This is a genomic window from Methylobacterium goesingense (assembly GCF_022179225.1).
In the GTDB taxonomy this organism is placed as follows: domain Bacteria; phylum Pseudomonadota; class Alphaproteobacteria; order Rhizobiales; family Beijerinckiaceae; genus Methylobacterium; species Methylobacterium goesingense.
In genome coordinates this window covers 13,154-30,194 of the sequence record NZ_BPQL01000131.1, presented here as the reverse complement: position 1 = coordinate 30,194, position 17,041 = coordinate 13,154, and the positions used below count along the sequence as shown (strand labels likewise).

Here is a 17,041-nt window from a genome sequence, read left to right as displayed (position 1 = left end):
GTGGCCCTGCCCTTCGCGCCGACGATCCGCGCGTTCAGCCGGGCGAGCGCCGCCGCGGGCGCGTTCGTGAGCGACAAGAGCGCCGCCGCGGGCGCGTTCGTGAGCGACAAGAGCGCCGCTGCGGGCGCGTTCGTCAGCGACAAGAGCGTGACCCTCGGCGCGGCCGTCTCCGGCTGGGTCGGACGCCTGCGCTGAGCGCCCCGGCGGCACTGATGCGCCAGCAAAAGCGGCCCTGAACCCTGGACCCTGCCGGCTTCGAAGACTACGTGGACGCATCAGCGATGCTGCGCGGCCCCGTGACGGTCGACGTCGCGAGGACGAGGACACGGATGGCCGGACGGATCGAGGATTATGCGCTCGTCGGCGATGGCCGGACCGCTGCGCTGATCGCCCGCGACGGCAGCGTCGACTGGCTCTGCTGGCCCCGCTTCGATTCCGCCGCATGCTTCGCCGCCCTGCTGGGCACCGAGGACCACGGCTACTGGAAGCTCGGCCCCGCCGAGCCCGCCACCACCACCCGGCAGTACCGCGAGGGCAGCCTCGTCCTGGAGACCCGGCACGAGACCGCAGGCGGCAGCGTGCGGGTGACCGATTACATGCCCGCCAACGACGGCGCGCACCTCGTGCGCATCGTCGAGGGGCTCGAGGGCGCCGTGCCCATGCGGATGCGGATGCGCGTGCGCTTCGATTACGGGCTCGCCGTGCCGTGGGTCTCGCACAACGAGCTCGGCGATCTCCGCGCGATCTCGGGGCCGCACAAGGTGGTGCTGCGCACCCTGGTGCCGACCCACGGCGAGGACCAGACCACGGTGGCGGAGTTCACCGTGGAGGCCGGCCGGAGCGTGGCCTTCACGTTGAGCTACGGCGCTTCCCACGAGGACGACCCGGCCCCGATCCAGCCGCGCAAGGTGTTGTTCGAGACCGACCGCTACTGGCGCGACTGGTCGAGCCGGGCCGCCTCCGGCACGCCCTGGGACGCGATCCTGAAGCGCTCGCTCCTCACCTTGAAGGCGCTGATCTACCAGCCCACCGGCGGCATCGTCGCCGCCCCCACCACCTCCCTGCCGGAAGATCTCGGCGGCGTGCGCAACTGGGATTACCGGTTCTGCTGGCTGCGCGATTCCACCTTCACCCTGATCGCCCTGATGGATGGCGGCTACCTCGACGAGGCGCGCGCCTGGCGCGACTGGCTGGTGCGCGCGGTCGCGGGCAATCCGGAGCAGGCCCACATCCTCTACGGCATCGCGGGCGAGCGCATGCTGCCCGAGATCGAGCTCGACTGGCTCCCCGGCTACGAGAACTCGAAGCCCGTGCGGATCGGCAACGCGGCGGTGGAGCAGTTCCAGCTCGACGTCTACGGCGAGATCTTCGACGCGCTCTACCAGGCGCGCCAGCGTGGCCTGCAGGGCGACGCGGATGGCTGGCGGGTCGGCGAGGCGCTGCTGCGCCACCTGGAGAAGGTCTGGTGCACGCCCGACGAGGGCATCTGGGAGGTGCGCGGCGGGCGCCGGCACTTCGTGCATTCCAAGGTGATGGCCTGGGTCGCCTTCGACCGGGCGATCCGCTCCTTCGAGGAGGCGGAAGGGCACGAGCAGGACGCGATCCGCGCCACCGGCGTGAACCACCGGCCGAGTCGCGCCCGCGACGTGCCCGTAGCGCGCTGGCGCGAGATCCGCGACCAGATCCACGCCGAGGTCTGCGCCAAGGGCTTCGATCCGGAGCTGAACAGCTTCGTGCAATCCTACGGATCGAAACGCCTCGACGCGAGCCTGCTGCTCATCGCCCATATGGGGTTCCTGCCCCAGGACGATTCCCGCGTGGTCGGCACCGTCGACGCCATCGGCCGCACCCTGATGCGGGACGGTTTCGTGCTGCGCTACGACACCGAGAACCAGACCACCGACGGGCTGCCCGGCGACGAGGGCGCCTTCCTGCCCTGCTCGTTCTGGTACGCCGACAACCTCATCGGTCTCGGTCGCTGCGAGGAGGCGCGTGCGCTGATCGAGAGGCTGATCGGCGTCTGCAACGATGTCGGATTGGTGGCGGAAGAGTATGATGTGAAGGCACAGAGGCTCGTGGGCAATTTCCCGCAGGCCTTCAGCCATGTCACGCTGGTGAACACCATTCTCAACTACAGCCGGGCCAAGGGCCCGGCCAAGGAGCGGAGCAGCGGCTCCGCCCAAGCCGAATCCCCGGGTGCGGCCGACACGGTCTCCGCACCCCAACGGCGCGACGCCTGAGCGTTCCGGACGCCCACGGCGAACAAGCCCAGAGATTGAAGGACGACGAGCAATGAGCGGAGCAGACACCAAGCCGAGCGCGGCCTTGAGCGAAATCGACAAGCTCAGCATCGACACGCTCCGGACGCTCGCCATCGACGCGGTGCAGAAGGCCAATTCCGGCCATGCCGGCGCCCCGATGGCGCTGGCGCCGGTGGCCTACACCCTGTGGAACCGGTACCTCCGCTACGACCCGGCGCATCCGCACTGGCCGAACCGCGACCGCTTCGTGCTCTCGGCCGGCCATGCCTCGATGCTGCTCTACGGGCTGATCCATCTGGCCGGCGTGGCCGAGAAGGATGGCGGGAACGCCCCCGCGCTGACCATCGACGACCTGAAGAACTTCCGCCAGCTCGACAGCCGCACCCCCGGCCACCCCGAGTACCACTTCACCACCGGCGTCGAGACCACCACCGGGCCGCTCGGCCAGGGCGTTGCGAATTCCGTCGGCATGGCGATGGGCGGCCGCTTCCTCGGCGAGCGCCTGAACCGGCCCGACCTGCCGCTGTTCGACTACAACGTCTACGCGATCTGCTCGGACGGCGACCTCATGGAAGGCGTGGCCGCGGAGGCCGCCTCCATCGCCGGGCACCTGCGCCTGTCGAACCTGTGCTGGATCTACGACAACAACACCATCACCATCGAGGGCCACACCGAGCTCGCCTTCTCCGAGGAGGTTGCGGCCCGCTTCCTCGCCTATGGCTGGCAGGTCCTGCGGGTGGCCGACGCCAACGACGTCCACGCGATTTCCTCGGCGCTCGAGACCTTCCTGCAGTCCGGCGACCGCCCGACGCTGATCATCGTCAACTCGATCATCGGCTACGGCGCCCCGAAGAAGCAGAACACCGCCAAGGCCCACTCGGACCCGCTGGGCGAGGACGAGGTCAAGGGTGCCAAGCGCGCCTATGGCTGGCCCGAGGACGCGCAGTTCCTGGTGCCGGACGGTGTCTACGACAACTTCCGCGATGGCATCGGCCAGCGCGGCGCCGAGCTCTATGCCACCTGGGAGGGCTTCTTCAACGAAGCCAAGGCGGCGGATGCAGAGCATGCCGAGGAACTCGCCGCCTATCTCGAAGGCCGCCTGCCCGCGGGCTGGGACCGCGACATCCCGGTCTTCGAGGCGGACGCCAAAGGGCTCGCCACCCGCGAATCCTCCGGCAAGGTGCTGAACGCCATCGCGCAGCACGTGCCGTTCATGCTCGGCGGCTCGGCCGATCTCGCGCCGTCGAACAAGACCAACCTCACCTTCGAGGGGGCGGGTTCGCTCACCCCCTTCGAGCCGGGCGGGCGCAACATCCATTTCGGCGTGCGCGAGCACGCGATGGGCTCCATCGTGAATGGCCTCGGCCTCGTGGGCCTGCGGGCCTACGGCGCCACCTTCCTGGTCTTCGCAGACTACATGCGCCCGCCGATCCGCCTGGCGGCGCTGATGGAAGTGCCGGTCTTCCACGTCTTCACGCACGATTCGATCGGCGTGGGCGAGGACGGCCCCACCCACCAGCCGGTGGAGCAGCTGCTGACCCTGCGGGCGATCCCCGGCCTCGTCACCCTGCGCCCGGCGGACGCCAACGAGGTCGCGGAGTCCTACCGCGTGATCCTGGGCCTGAAGAACCAGCCGGCGGTGCTGGCGCTCTCCCGCCAGCCGCTGCCGACCTTCGACCGCACGAAATACGCCAGCGCTGCCGGCACGGCACGCGGCGCCTACGTGCTGGCCGATTGCGAGGGTACGCCGGAGGTGATCCTCATCGGCACCGGCTCCGAGGTGCAGCTCTGCGTCTCGGCCTACGAGGCCCTGACCGCCGAGGGCGTGAAGGCCCGCGTCGTCTCGATGCCGTCCTGGGACCTGTTCGAACGCCAGGACGAGGCCTACCGCAACAGCGTGCTGATCCCGGACGTGCTCGCGCGCGTGGCCGTCGAGCAGGGCTCGGTCATCGGCTGGGACCGCTACGCGGGCTCGGCCGGCAGCATCATCGGCATGAGCACCTTCGGTTCCTCGGCGCCGATCAAGGACCTGCAGTCGAAGTTCGGTTTCACGCCCGAGAAGGTGCTCCAGGCTGCCCGCGACCAGATCGCCCGGCACAAGAAGTAGGGTTCGGGGGTTCTGGAGGGCGGAATGCGCGTCCCCCTCCCCCTTGCGGGGAGGGGCTAGGGGTGGGGGTGGTTCCGCTGGCCTCCGCAGAGGCCGGGGGTTTCCCCATCACCTCCACCTCCGACGCCGCCCCGCGAGGGGGAACGGAGGCGCGTTTCCGAAGGACGATGGTTGAACGGCGCTGCCTTTTGCGCGCGACTCACGACGACGGACGACTGGGAGTTTTCGTATGAACCCGCTCAAGGCGCTCTTCCCCGAACAGGGTCAGGCCGTGTGGCTCGACTTCGTCGCCCGGGGCTTCGTCGCGCAAGGCAAGCTCAAGGCCCTGGTGGACGCGGACGGCCTGCGCGGCGTGACCTCGAACCCGTCGATCTTCGAGAAGGCCATCGGCGGCTCGTCGGAATACGACGACGCCCTGAAATCGGTGATGGACCAGGGCGATGCCCGCGTCATCGACCTCTACGAGGGCTGCGCCATCGCCGACATCCAGGCGGCGGCCGACGTGCTGCGCCCCGTCTACGAGGCGAGCGACGGCGCCGACGGCTACGTCAGCCTCGAGGTCTCGCCCTACCTTGCGCTGAACACCGAAGACACGTTGGAAGAGGCGCGCCGCCTCCACAAGATGGTGGCGCGCGACAACCTGATGGTGAAGGTGCCGGCCACGCGCGAGGGTATCCCGGCGATCCAGGCGCTGACGGCGGACGGCATCAGCATCAACGTCACCCTGCTCTTCGCGGTCGACACCTACGAGGCGGTGGCCCGCGCGTTCATCGCCGGCCTGGAGGCCTTCGCCGCACAGGGCGGCGACGTCTCGAAGGTCGCCAGCGTGGCGAGCTTCTTCATCAGCCGCATCGATGTGGCGGTCGACAAGGCCCTCGACGAGACGGGCGGTTTCGACGACCTCAAGGGCAAGGTCGCCATCGCCAACGCCAAGCTCGCCTACCAGCGCTTCAAGGCCATCCACGCCGAGCCGCAATGGCAGGCCCTCGCCGCGAAGGGCGCCAAGGCGCAGCGCCTGCTCTGGGCCTCCACGGGCGTGAAAAACAAGGCCTATTCCGACGTGCTCTACGTCGAGGAGCTGATCGGTCCCGACACCGTCAACACCATGCCGCCCGCGACCATGGACGCGTTCCGCGACCACGGCACCCCGAAGGCCGCCATCGAGGACGATGTGGCGGGCGCGGAAGCCGTGATGGCGCGCCTCGCCGAGGCCGGCATCGACATCGCCAAGGTCGGCGACACCCTGGTGGAGGAGGGCGTGCAGCTCTTCATCGACGCCGCCGACAAGCTGCTCGGCGCGGTGGCGGGAAAGCGCATCGACCTGCTCGGGCCGAAGCTGAACGGCCAGACCCTCGTCCTCGACGAGACCCTGAGCACGGCGGCGAAGAAGGCCGTCGAGGCGTGGCGGGCCAGCGGAAAGATCCGCCGGCTCTGGGCCCACGACAACACCGTCTGGAGCGGGGCCGACGAGCAGAACTGGCTCGGCTGGCTGCGCATCGTCGAGGATGAGCTGGAGCGCGTCACCGCGTACGAGGCTTTCGCCGAGGAGGTTCGCGCCGGCGGCTTCACCGACGTCGTCGTCCTTGGCATGGGCGGGTCGAGCCTCGGGCCGGAGGTGCTGGCCGAGACCTACGGCAGCCGCGAGGGGTTTCCGAAGCTGCGCATCCTCGATTCCACCGATCCGGATCAGGTCCGTGAGACCGAGGCCGCGATCGCTCTGCCGACCACGCTCTTCATCGTGGCGAGCAAGTCCGGCTCGACCCTCGAGCCCAACGTGTTTCGCGATTACTTCCTCGGCCGGATGAAGGAGACAGTCGGCGCCGACAAGGCCGGCGCCCACTTCGTCGCCGTCACCGATCCGGGCTCGGCCATGGAAAAGGCCGCGCAGGCGGACAACTTCCGCAAGATCTTCTACGGCGTGAAGCAGATCGGCGGGCGCTACTCCGTGCTCTCGGCCTTCGGCCTCGTGCCGGCGGCGGCGTCCGGCATCGACGTGAAGGCCTTCCTCGACACCGCCCGGACCATGGTCCGCTCCTGCGGCCCGGCCGTGCCACCGGCCCAGAACCCCGGCGTGCTCCTCGGCACCGCCCTGGGCGCCGCCGCGCTGAATGCCGGCCGCGACAAGGTCACGATCATCGCCTCGCCGGGCATCGACACCTTCGGCGCCTGGGCCGAGCAGCTCATCGCCGAATCCACGGGCAAGGAAGGCAAGGGCCTGATCCCCATAGACGGCGAGCCCGTCGACGTGCCCGCCGTCTATGGCCGCGACCGCTTCTTCGTCTACCTGCGCCTCGACGGCCGCGCCGATCCGCATCAGGACGAGGCCTTGCGCAACCTCGAGCGTGAGGGGCACCCGGTGGCGCACATCACCCTCGCCAACGAGGAGCAACTGCCGCAGGAATTCTTCCGGTTCGAGATCGCCACGGCGGTGGCGGGCGCGATGCTCGGCATCAACCCCTTCGACCAGCCCGATGTCGAGGCGAGCAAGATCGAGACGAAGAAGCTCTTCGACGCGGCCGAGAAGAGCGGCGCCCTGCCGGGCGAGACCCCGATCTTCGCGGATGACGGGATCGCCCTCTACGCCGATGCGGGCAATGCCGGCGCCCTGCCCCAGGCGGCCGAGGGCCTGGATGCGGCGATCGCCGCGCATCTCGCCCGTGCCAAGGACGGCGACTACGTGGCCCTGCTGGCCTATGTCGCACGCAATCCCGGCCACCACGCGATCCTGCAGGAGGCCCGGGTGGCCCTGCGCGACAAGCGCCGCCTCGCGACCTGCCTCGAGTTCGGGCCGCGCTTCCTGCACTCCACCGGCCAGGCCTACAAGGGCGGCCCCGACACCGGCGTGTTCCTGCAGATCACCGCCTACCCCGCGGCGGATCTGGCGATTCCCGGCCGCAGCCTCGGCTTCGGCACCGTGGTGGCGGCCCAGGCTCGGGGCGACTTCGCGGTGCTGGCCGAGCGCAGGCGGCGGGCGCTGCGCGTCCACATCAAGGGCGGCGGGGTCGAGGCCGGACTGAAGCGGATCGCGGCCGCGATCAAAGCAGCCCTCTAGGGCGCGCAGGACAACCGGCCCGTATGAACCACGGCCCTCCGTTCCCCGCCGGGACCGGAGGGCCGGCGCCAATCTCGGTCTCGCATGCCGGGCGCCGATGCGCGCCGGTCGGCGTCGCATCCGTATCGTCGCGGCCGATGCCTACTTCTTCGAAGCGTCCCACGCCTCGCTGCGGGCGCCCTGGGCCCATCCGGCCACCGCTTCGGCCCGGCCCTCGACCTGCGCGCGCGTGTTGCCCGTAATCTTCCCGATCGCTTCCTTGAGCGAACCCCTGGTCCGCTTCTTCGCGCCCTCGACACGGTCCTTGTCCATGTGAGCCTTCCGGGTGGAGGCACGCGGGAGGCGTGGCGTGATCACCACTGCGGAGAGCGGTGGTGGGATCGGATTCGACGACGAGACCCGGCATTCGGACCCGCCGTGCACGATCGTGTCACGGGGGCTGTCGGTGTCCGACGTGTCCCACGACTGGTATCCCCCCGACCCGATAGGATGCGAAGGCCGCTTCGCGTTCGCGTGGAAGCCCGGATCGCGCCGCGAAAGCGAGGACAAGGTCGACGGATGATAGGACAGGCAGGGCTCGATTCTGCGAACTGGCGGCAACAGAATCGGTTCGCTGCCTCCATCGTGTCGCTGCGCGAACTCCGGATGTTCAACGATACTGGCGGCGTCGCGGTCAATTTCGACGTTCGACGCGCGCGCGAACCCGAGATCGCCCTCGTCGGCACACAGACTGAGTCGCTCAGTCTGTGGGAGACCCGCTCGGGCAGCGGATTCATCACGCGCCCGAAGTAATGCCGAACTCGTCACGATCCGCTTCGTCACGAGTGGGACGATCGTTTATCGCCACCGCGTCGGCGACATCGTCGGTTTACCGACGCACGCGACCCTGGTGGGGTTCGAGGATCTGCGCGAGGTCGAGGCGTCGGGTGGGTTCGCTGCCGTCAGCGCGACCCTCAGGGTCGCGGACTTGGCCACCGCCCACGCGGCGCTGACCGGCGGGGACCCGCTCGCCCTGCCCCGGCTCGCGCCCGTCGCCGAAATCGCCAGCCCCGGGATGCGGGCTCTGTTCTGCACGGTGCGGGAAGTTCGACGTCAGGTCCAGGAGGCGCCCCGGTCCGGGGACCTTCTGGTGCCCCTGGTCCGGGAGATCATGGCCTATCAGCTGCTCTCGGTCTGGCCGAGGCAGACGGCGGCCTCGGCCGCGATCGGGCGGGAGGGGGCGCCTCGCAGCCTCCAGACCGCATTGGACTACATCATGGCGAACCTCGGCAGTCCCCTGATGCTGGCGGACATCGCGGCCGCCGCCGGGATCAGCGTCCGCTCTCTTCAGGACCGCTTCCGGCGCGACCTCGGCCAGACGCCGGTCCGGTTCCTCATCGATCAACGCCTCGAGCACGCCCATCGCGACCTGCTCTCGCCCGGCAACACACTGTCGGTCGCCGCGATCGCGCGACGCTGGGGCTTCGCGCATCCCAGCAATTTCGGGCAGCGCTACCGCAATCGCTACGGTTGCACACCATCCGCGACGCGTCATGAGGCCGGACGCGCGCCCTGATCCGGGTTTATCGCGCATCGGACGGGGAACCGGGTCGCTCAGCGCGGGCGGCGCCTGAGGCCGGATCCGCTTTCCCGAAGCGATCCCATGGATTCGGCGCAGCGCCGATCCGCTCGCCGAGCCGATCCGCCCCTGACGAGTCTCGGGCCGGTACCGTCGCGAGATCGATCACGGCTATCAGGATTGCGAAGAAGACTATAAATATTGCGAAAATTTGACAAAACCTATCTTTTGTGAAAGTATTGCGACTAAATCTTACGTTGTATGGGAGCAAATACTTGATAGACAGTTTGCTCATTGCTTTGGATCGTGCGGCGCAGGCCGATCGATCTTCTGGCGGGCGCGCGGGCGGCCTGATGCTGCCGGGGTCGTTGCACGATGAATGCAGGGCGATCTCCTGCGAATGGCCCAGCCCGGCGCACCCCGTTCCTGCCCATCTCAAGCCTGTGTCCCCGGGCGTCGCGTCTCCGCCATCCGCGGTCCCGACGAAACGGGTGGAGGGGGAAAACCCGTTCATGCTTCGCTCTGCGGCGCAGGCACAGGAGCCCGGCCGTGCGCACCGGAGGCCGGCGCCGAGCCTGACCGCCTTCGAGGTCGTGGCCGCCGTCAGCGGCCCTCATCTGCGCGGGGCGCGCGCGCTCCTCGGCTGGGCGATGTCGGATCTGGCGGCAGTCAGTGGATTGTCCCTGTCGACGATCCGGCGCCTCGAGCAGAACGTGCAGGCCGTGGGCCTTCGCAGCCGCCGCGTCGCCGTCGATGCCCTGGAAGGCGGCGGTGTCCGTTTTCTGAAGCTCCATGACGGCACGGTCGCCCTCGCGGACGTGGCGAACCGGTCCGCGGATGCGGCCGTGACGCCGTTCTGATCCGGCCTCTGTTCAGGTCGCGAACCCGTTCTCCCGACCCCAGATGATCGCCTCGCCGCGCCGGTGGATGCCGAGCTTGCGGTAGAGAGCGGCGGCGTGGTTGCGCACGGTGTTGGGTGTCAGGCCCAGGCGCTTGGCGATGGCCGCGTCACCGAGGCCCTGGCAGATCAGCCGCAGCACCTCGCCCTCGCGGCGCGTCAGGTCGGGGCTGGGGTTCACCGGCGCCTCGGCGGTGGGATGGCGCAGGTTCCCGAGCTTCTCGATCAGGCCCCGGGTGAACCAGGACGTATCGGCCATCACGGTCTCGATCGCGGCGAACAATTCGCGCTCCGAGCGCTTGCGATCGCTGATGTCCTGCAGGACGGCCAGCACGCAGGCCTCGTCGCCGATGGTCACGCGCTCGGCCGAGACGAGGCAATCCATCTCGACCCCGTCCCGGCTGCGCAGGCACGTCTCGAAGCCCAGCACGCTCCCCTGCGCGGCCAGATCCGCCGCGAAGCGCTCGCGCTGCGCGCGGTCGCTCCACAGGCCGACGGCATCGAGCCCCTGCTCCGCCAGCGTTTCCTCGGGGTAGCCGAAGACGCGCGAGAAGGCCTGGTTCGCCCCGATCACCGAGAAGTCGTCGATCCGGCACAGGATCGTCGGCACCGGCGCGAGGCGGAACGCCGTGGCGAAGCGCTCCTCGCTGTGGCGCAGGGCCGTTTCGGCTTTCTTGCGCAGGTCGAGGTCGGCGAAGGTGAACAGCATGCAGGGCTCGTCCCCCATGTCGATGGGCTGGCCGGCCACGATGACGAAGCGTGTGCCTCCGCCGGGCAGGCGCAGGCAGGCCTCCATCTGCGGGATGGTCTCGCCCGCGTTGAGGCGCGCGATGGCGAGGTCGCGGCTGCGCGCCTCGTTGAGGACGTCGATCTCGTAGGCGCTCCGGCCGATCACGGCGTCGCGGGTGTAGCCCGTCATCTCCAGGAAACCGAGATTGACCTTGACGTGTCGCAGGTCCGAGAGCCGGCAGATCAGCGCGGGCGCCGGGTTGGCGTTGAAGGTCTTCTCGAAGCGCTCCTCGGCCTCGAATTGCGGGGTGACGTCGGAGAGGATCAGCACGAGGCAGTCCGGCGCTCCGGCCGCGTCGGTGATGACGAGGCTGCGGATGCGGTGCATCACATCGAAGTCCGGGCGGTCCGTCCGGCGCACGTTGACGATGACTTCGTCGAAGCTCTCGCCGCTCAGCACCCGCTCGATGGGCGTGTTCGTGATGACGTGATGGTTGCGGTAGCGCAGCTCGAAGCGGGCGCGGTAGGCCGCGACGGTGCCGCCGAGCTCGGCGAGGTCGGCCGCCCCGTGCATGGCCAGCGCCGCCGCGTTGGCCCAGGTGATCCGCTGATCGGGCTCGATCAGGATCACGCCCTCGGTGAGGCCGGCGATGATCTGGCGGAGCTGGGAACGGTCGACACCCGTCGTCAAAGGTCTTGGCATCCTGCGTGCGGGGCGGCGCCCGCGATGGGCGGGTACAGGGGTGTGGACGGCGCCCCTGACGTGAACGTGGCCGTCCGCAGGGGAACGAACGCGCCTGGGTCCGACTCGTTGCCGGCGCCCCACCCCGAATCGGAAGCGTGGCCACAGGCTTGCATACAAAATTCCTGCCGAAGGCGAAATTCTCGCCCCGATCGAAGGGAGACTTCCGGATGTGCCAGGGTGACGATCCGAACTGCGCGCATTTCGCCGCGCATCGCCGCCGTTTCCTCGGCGACCTCGCCCCCGAGCGCCGGGCCTTCCTGAAGAGCGGCTTCGTGGCCTCGGGCGGGGCGGCGGCCCTGATGGCCGGCGGCCTCACCCTGCCGGGGGCGGCCCTGGCGCAGGCGAGCGCCCGCCGGGGCGCGCAGGCGACGGCGCATTACCACCTGCCCGCCACCGCCGAGACGGTGCACTGGGGCTATTTCAGCCGCAGCCTGAAGCCCCAGGTCGAGATCGCCTCCGGCGACTACGTCACGATCGAGACCCTGACCCATCACGCCAACGACGATGCCGAGCGCATGGTCACGGGGGATCCGGGCGCCGAGAGCGTCTTCCTCTGGACCAAGGAGCGGAAGGGCGTCGCCCGGCGCGGGGCCGGCCCGGAGGACGCCAAGTTCGGTCCCGGGGGCGGCCTCGGCGTGCACATCTGCACCGGGCCGGTGGCGATCCGGGGCGCGGAGCCCGGCGACGTGCTGGAGGTGCGCATCCTCGACGTGGCGCCCCGCCCCTGCGCCAATCCGGCCTTCAAGGGCCGCACCTTCGGCAGCAACGCCGCCGCCAACTGGGGCTACCACTACAAGGACATGATCACTGGGGACCGGCCCCGCGAGGTGGTGACGATCTACGAGGTCGACGCCACGGGGGCCCGCGACTGGGCCCAGGCGGTCTACAGCTTCCGCTGGCCGGGCGTGACGGACCCCGCCGGGATCGACCACCCCACCATCGACTATCCGGGCCTGCCGGTGGACCACGCCAAGACCAAGCGCAACTTCGACGTGCTCAAGGGCTTCCGCGTGCCGATCCGCCCGCATTTCGGCACGATGGGCCTGGCGCCGAAGGAAGCCGAGATGGTGAACTCGATTCCCCCGAGCTACACCGGCGGCAACATCGACAACTGGCGCATCGGTAAGGGCGCGACCCTGTACTACCCCGTGGCGGTGCCGGGCGCCCTGTTCTCGGTGGGCGACCCACATGCGAGCCAGGGCGATTCCGAACTCTGCGGCACCGCCATCGAGTGCTCGCTCACCGGCACCTTCCAGTTTATCCTGCACAAGAAGGCCGATCTGCCGGGCACGGCCCTGGAGACCCTCGACTTCCCCATGATCGAGACAGCCGACGATTGGGTGCTCTCAGGGTTCAGCTATCCGAACTACCTCGCGGATCTCGGACCCGACGCGCAGAACGCGATCTTCTCCAAGTCCTCCATCGACCTCGCCATGCGCGACGCCTTCCGCAAGATGCGCCAGTTCCTCATGCACGGGCACGGGCTCACCGAGGACGAGGCGATCTCCCTGATGTCCATCGCGGTGGATTTCGGCATCACCCAGGTGGTGGACGGCAACTGGGGCGTCCACGCCATCGTCAAGAAGTCGATCTTTCCGGCGCGCCCCGCTTCCTGACCGGAGGCGGCGGACCAAACGCCCTGAGGACCTCAGCCGCCGACGATCCGCCCGTCGAGGCCGAGCAGGCGGCCGAGGCCGCGGACCCGGTTGAGGATGCGGTCGCCCGGCAAAGCCTCCCGGCCGGGCGGCAGCGTCAGGCTCACGCGGCCCTCGGACACCGTGACGGGCAGGTCGCCGAGCGCCCCCTCCATGCCGGCCGAGAGCGGATAGGCGAGGCGCAGCAGGGCACCGAGGAGCCGCGCCCGCTCGAACAGGCGGGGACCCGCGAGGTTGCGCAGCATCGGGCTCGCCTTCTCGGGCGCGATGCCCTCGTGGCGGAAATAGATGGCGAGCGCCAGGTAGGCCCGGCCCGGATGGTCGATGCCCACGAAGGCCGCATGGGTGATGACGTTGACGCTCTGCTCGCCGCGGTAATCCGGGTGCGCCCGCCAGCCGATGTCGGAGAGGAGGCAGGCGGCGTGGCGCAGGCGGCGCTCGTCGGCGGTCTCGGGCTGGTCGAGACTCGCGATGAAGCGGTCGCTCCAGGCGATGAGGTCGCGGGCATGGCCGGGGGAGCGCGCCCGCAGGTCGTTCAGTTCGGCGGCGGCCGCCAGCAGCGGGTCGGTCAGCCGCGCGTCGCGGTCGAGTTGCTCGTAGAGCAGGCCCTCGCGCACGCCCGAGGCCGAGACCGCGAGCTCGCGCGGGCGCCCGATCCGGATGATCTCCTCCAGCACCACGGCCCCGTAGGCCAGCAGCGGACGGCGCGCCTCGGAAACGCTCTCGACGTCCTGCAGCAGGGCGGCGTCGGTGCGCTCTACCACTTCGAGGAAGTTCAACTCGTCGGAGGGCTCGACGCTGTAGCCGTGCATGACGTGGAGCGGGTAGCCCCGGGCCGACTGGTGCAGGCGGGCGAGCGCCCGCCAGGTGCCGCCGACCGCGTAGAAGCTGCGCCCGCGCAAGGTCTCCAGCTGCGGGGCGGCCTTCTTCAGGTTCTCGCGGACGATCTTGAGGGCCTTCTTGACCGACCCACCCGAGAGATCCTGGAGCGCGAGGCCGCCCAGCGGCATGGTCACGCCCATGCCGACGGTGGCGCCGCGCACGTCCACGAGTTCGAGGGAGCCGCCGCCGAGGTCGCCGACGACGCCGTCCGGGGCATGGAAGCCCGAGATGACCCCGAGCGCCGAGAGCTCGGCCTCGCGCCGTCCGGAGAGCAATTCGATGCGCTGGCCGCAAGCCGCTTCGGCGGCCGCGAGGAATTCCGCCCCGTTCTCGGCATCGCGCGCGGCGGCGGTCGCCAGCACGAAGATGCGTGAGACCCGCATGGTCTCGCACAGCACCCGGAAGCGGGCCAGCGCCACCAGGGCCCGGCGCACCGCCTCCTCGTTGAGGCGGCCGGTGGTGAGCACGTTGCGGCCCAGCCCGCACAGCACCTTTTCGTTGTAGAGCGGCGTCGGCGCCCGCGTCAGCCCGTCATAGGCGACGAGCCGCACCGAGTTCGAGCCGATGTCGATGATCGCCACCGGCTCGATATGGTCGCGCGTCCCGTGCAGGGAATTCCCCTGGACGGGCGCGGGGCGGGCGGGATCGAGGCCCATGCGGGCTCCTCTGGACAAACAGTCAGGCACGCCGCCGTCAGCCACGCTGCGCGCGTCGGCTCAAGGCGCGCGGGCTCGACTTCTTCGACGACTTGCCGCGCCCGGACAGGCTCGGATTCGTCATGAAATACTTGTGCGCGTTGAACGGCTCCTCCCCTTCGGCAGGTTGGATCCGTTCGCCCGCGCCCGACGCCAGTACACGCCAGCTCTGGCGGTTGTCGAGGAGGTTGGCCAGCATGATCTGGTCCAGCACCTGCTGATGCACCGTCGGATTGGTGATCGGTAGCAGCGCCTCGACGCGTCGGTCGAGGTTGCGGCTCATCAGGTCGGCCGACGAGATGTAGACGGTGGCCTTGGGGTGCGGCAGCCCGACGCCGTTGCCGAAGCAGTAGACGCGTCCGTGCTCCAGGAAGCGTCCGACGATGGACTTGACCCGGATCGTCTCCGACAGCCCCGGGATGCCGGGCCGCAGACAGCAGATGCCGCGCACCACGCAATCGATCTGCACGCCGGCGGTGCTCGCATCGTAGAGCGCGTCGATGATCTGCTGGTCCACCAGCGAGTTGCACTTGAGCCAGATCGCGGCCGGGCGCCCCGCCCGGGCGTGGGCCACCTCCGCCTCGATGTTCTCGAGGAGGCGCGGCTTCAGGGTGAGCGGCGAGACCGCCATCCGCTCCAGCTCGGCGGGCTCCGCGTAGCCGGTGATGAAGTTGAAGATCCGGCTGACGTCGCGGGCCACCGCCGGGTCGGCGGTGAAGAAGGACAGGTCGGTGTAGATGCGCGCCGTGATCGGGTGGTAGTTGCCGGTGCCGACGTGGCAGTAGGTGACGAGGCGGTCGCCCTCGCGGCGCACCACCATCGACAGCTTGGCGTGGGTCTTCAGCTCGATGAAGCCGAACACCACCTGCGCGCCCGCCTTCTCGAGATTGCGCGCCCAGCGGATGTTGGCCTCCTCGTCGAAGCGGGCCTTCAGCTCGACGAGCGCGGTGACCGACTTGCCGAGCTCGGCGGCCTCCGCGAGCGCGGCGACGATCGGCGAGTTCGAGGACGTGCGGTAGAGCGTCTGCTTGATCGCCACCACGTTGGGGTCGCGGGCGGCCTGCGCGAGGAACTGCACCACCGCGTCGAAGGACTCGTAGGGGTGGTGGACGATGAAGTCCTTCTGCCGGATCGCTGCGAAGACGTCGCCGCCGCTCTCGCGGATGCGCTCGGGGAAGCGCGGATTGTAGGACTTGAACTTCAGGTCCGGCCGGTCGATGCCGACGATCTGCGAGAGTTCGTTGAGGGCGAGCATGCCCTCCACGAAGATCACCGCGTCGCCGCCGATCTCGAGCTCGTCGGCCACGAAGGCGCGCAGGTCCTCGGGCATCCCGGCCTCGACTTCGAGCCGGATGACCACGCCGCGGCGGCGCTGCTTCAGGGCCGTCTCGAAGTGCAGGACGAGGTCCTCGGCCTCCTCCTCGATCTCGAGGTCCGAATCGCGGATGACCCGGAAGGCGCCCTGCCCGCGCACGGCGTAGCCGGGAAAGAGCCGGCCGGTGAACAGGACGATGACTTGCTCGATGGCGATGAAGCGGGCGGTGGCGTCGTTGTCCGCGTCGGGCAGGCGCACGAAGCGGTCGAGCACGGCGGGCAGGCGGATGAGCGCGCGCAGGGTGCGGCCGTCGCGGGGGCGCACCAGCATCAGCGCGATGGTGGAGCCGAGATTCGGGATGAAGGGGAACGGGTGCGCCGGGTCGATGGCCAGCGGCGTCAGCACCGGCAGGACGTGGTTGAGGAAGTAATCCTCCAGCCAGGCCCGGTGCTCCGGCGTCAGGCCGGCGGGCTCCATCAGCTCGATGCCGACGCCGAGGAGTTCGCGGCGCAGTTCGCGCCAGCGCGCCTGCTGGTCGAGGGCGAGGTGCGAGACTTCCGTGCCGACGCGGGCGAGCTGCTCGGCCGGGGTCAGGCCATCCTGCGAGGGCAGGACGAGGCCGGCGCGGACCTGATCGTGCAGGCCGGCGACCCGCACCATGAAGAACTCGTCGAGGTTGTTGGCCGAGATCGAGAGGAAGCGCAGCTGCTCCAGCAGCGGGTGGTGGGTGTTCGAGGCCTCCTCCAGCACCCGGCGGTTGAACTGCAGCCACGACAATTCGCGGTTGACGAAGCGCTCGGGGGAGTGGCGCAGGGCGATGCCCGCCTCCCGCACCGAATCGCGCGCCTCCGCGCCGGGTCCCGCCTCGGCAGGCGCGGGCAGGCCCCCGGACGGCAGGTCGAGGTCGGCATCGGGGAGGGCATCGGGTGCCGCCTCTCCGATCACCCGGGCGGATGGCGTGTCGGATGCGCTGGCGGAGGCGGTTCGGCGCGCGGCGGGCCGGGGACGGGCCTTGGTGGCACGTGGGGTGGCGGTCTCCACTGTGGTCGCGTCCGGGTCGATATCCGCCAAGTGCGTCTCTCCTATGGGTCGAGGGTCCGGCTCCCTAGCACGGGGTGGGCCGGCGTTTTTGACAGTTCGATGA

13 protein-coding genes are annotated in these 17,041 nt (G+C 69.6%); 9 read left to right on the top strand and 4 right to left on the bottom strand.

Features of this window, described 5'->3' with window-relative positions:
- The 4 genes from MFF30_RS20445 to MFF30_RS20430 form a co-directional block, all read left to right on the top strand.
- A partial coding sequence (locus tag MFF30_RS20445; protein ID WP_238281659.1) for a hypothetical protein occupies window positions 1-195 on the top strand: 195 nt, incomplete at its 5' end.
- Between the two features lie 134 nt (window positions 196-329).
- A complete protein-coding gene (locus tag MFF30_RS20440) occupies window positions 330-2,240 on the top strand; it encodes a glycoside hydrolase family 15 protein (protein WP_238281657.1) in 1,911 nt (636 codons plus the stop codon).
- A gap of 52 nt (window positions 2,241-2,292) precedes the next feature.
- Window positions 2,293-4,368, top strand: a complete 2,076-nt coding sequence (gene tkt / locus MFF30_RS20435) for a transketolase (protein WP_238281655.1) — start codon at window positions 2,293-2,295, stop codon at window positions 4,366-4,368.
- Between the two features lie 229 nt (window positions 4,369-4,597).
- Entirely contained in the window at window positions 4,598-7,420 is a 2,823-nt protein-coding gene (locus tag MFF30_RS20430; RefSeq protein ID WP_238281653.1) for a bifunctional transaldolase/phosoglucose isomerase, read from the top strand.
- A 141-nt stretch (window positions 7,421-7,561) separates the two neighbouring features.
- Here the strand turns inward: MFF30_RS20430 and MFF30_RS20425 are convergent, their stop codons facing one another.
- Window positions 7,562-7,732 (bottom strand): CsbD family protein, encoded by a 171-nt coding sequence (locus MFF30_RS20425; protein ID WP_238281651.1) that lies wholly within the window; start codon window positions 7,730-7,732, stop codon window positions 7,562-7,564.
- A gap of 37 nt (window positions 7,733-7,769) precedes the next feature.
- Between MFF30_RS20425 and MFF30_RS20420 the strand changes: the two genes are divergently transcribed.
- From MFF30_RS20420 to MFF30_RS20405, 4 genes are all read left to right on the top strand, one after another.
- Entirely contained in the window at window positions 7,770-7,982 is a 213-nt protein-coding gene (locus tag MFF30_RS20420) for a hypothetical protein (protein WP_238281649.1), read from the top strand.
- Between the two features lie 83 nt (window positions 7,983-8,065).
- A complete protein-coding gene (locus tag MFF30_RS20415) occupies window positions 8,066-8,212 on the top strand; it encodes a hypothetical protein (protein WP_238281647.1) in 147 nt (48 codons plus the stop codon).
- A gap of 97 nt (window positions 8,213-8,309) precedes the next feature.
- A complete protein-coding gene (locus MFF30_RS20410; protein WP_238281645.1) occupies window positions 8,310-8,975 on the top strand; it encodes a helix-turn-helix transcriptional regulator in 666 nt (221 codons plus the stop codon).
- A 515-nt stretch (window positions 8,976-9,490) separates the two neighbouring features.
- Window positions 9,491-9,838 carry a helix-turn-helix domain-containing protein gene (locus tag MFF30_RS20405; protein WP_238281644.1) on the top strand — a complete coding sequence of 116 codons (348 nt, stop codon included), beginning with the start codon at window positions 9,491-9,493 and terminating at the stop codon, window positions 9,836-9,838.
- Between the two features lie 12 nt (window positions 9,839-9,850).
- Here MFF30_RS20405 and MFF30_RS20400 read toward each other — a convergent pair whose 3' ends face one another.
- A complete protein-coding gene (locus MFF30_RS20400; protein ID WP_238281642.1) occupies window positions 9,851-11,296 on the bottom strand; it encodes a helix-turn-helix transcriptional regulator in 1,446 nt (481 codons plus the stop codon).
- 221 nt (window positions 11,297-11,517) lie between these two features.
- Here MFF30_RS20400 and MFF30_RS20395 point away from each other — a divergent pair, with 221 nt between their 5' ends.
- Entirely contained in the window at window positions 11,518-12,966 is a 1,449-nt protein-coding gene (locus MFF30_RS20395) for an acetamidase/formamidase family protein (RefSeq protein ID WP_238281640.1), read from the top strand.
- Window positions 12,967-12,998: 32 nt separating this feature from the next.
- Here the strand turns inward: MFF30_RS20395 and ppx are convergent, their stop codons facing one another.
- Together ppx and MFF30_RS20385 are read right to left on the bottom strand one after the other, a co-directional pair.
- Window positions 12,999-14,543, bottom strand: coding sequence for an exopolyphosphatase (ppx, locus tag MFF30_RS20390; protein ID WP_238281638.1), 1,545 nt, complete (start codon window positions 14,541-14,543; stop codon window positions 12,999-13,001).
- A 37-nt stretch (window positions 14,544-14,580) separates the two neighbouring features.
- Complete coding sequence (locus MFF30_RS20385; RefSeq protein ID WP_373320959.1) at window positions 14,581-16,968, bottom strand: RNA degradosome polyphosphate kinase; 2,388 nt, start codon at window positions 16,966-16,968, stop codon at window positions 14,581-14,583.
- Window positions 16,969-17,041: the final 73 nt, after the last annotated feature.

Bases quoted from the DNA above. Each gene is read 5' to 3' on its own strand.
- MFF30_RS20395 (WP_238281640.1), top strand. From the start codon at position 11,518: ATGTGCCAGGGTGACGATCCGAACTGCGCGCATTTCGCCGCGCATCGC.
- ppx (WP_238281638.1), bottom strand. From the start codon at position 14,543: ATGGGCCTCGATCCCGCCCGCCCCGCGCCCGTCCAGGGGAATTCCCTG.
- MFF30_RS20425 (WP_238281651.1), bottom strand. From the start codon at position 7,732: ATGGACAAGGACCGTGTCGAGGGCGCGAAGAAGCGGACCAGGGGTTCG.
- tkt (WP_238281655.1), top strand. From the start codon at position 2,293: ATGAGCGGAGCAGACACCAAGCCGAGCGCGGCCTTGAGCGAAATCGAC.
- MFF30_RS20440 (WP_238281657.1), top strand. From the start codon at position 330: ATGGCCGGACGGATCGAGGATTATGCGCTCGTCGGCGATGGCCGGACC.
- MFF30_RS20405 (WP_238281644.1), top strand. From the start codon at position 9,491: ATGCTTCGCTCTGCGGCGCAGGCACAGGAGCCCGGCCGTGCGCACCGG.
- MFF30_RS20430 (WP_238281653.1), top strand. From the start codon at position 4,598: ATGAACCCGCTCAAGGCGCTCTTCCCCGAACAGGGTCAGGCCGTGTGG.
- MFF30_RS20415 (WP_238281647.1), top strand. From the start codon at position 8,066: ATGTTCAACGATACTGGCGGCGTCGCGGTCAATTTCGACGTTCGACGC.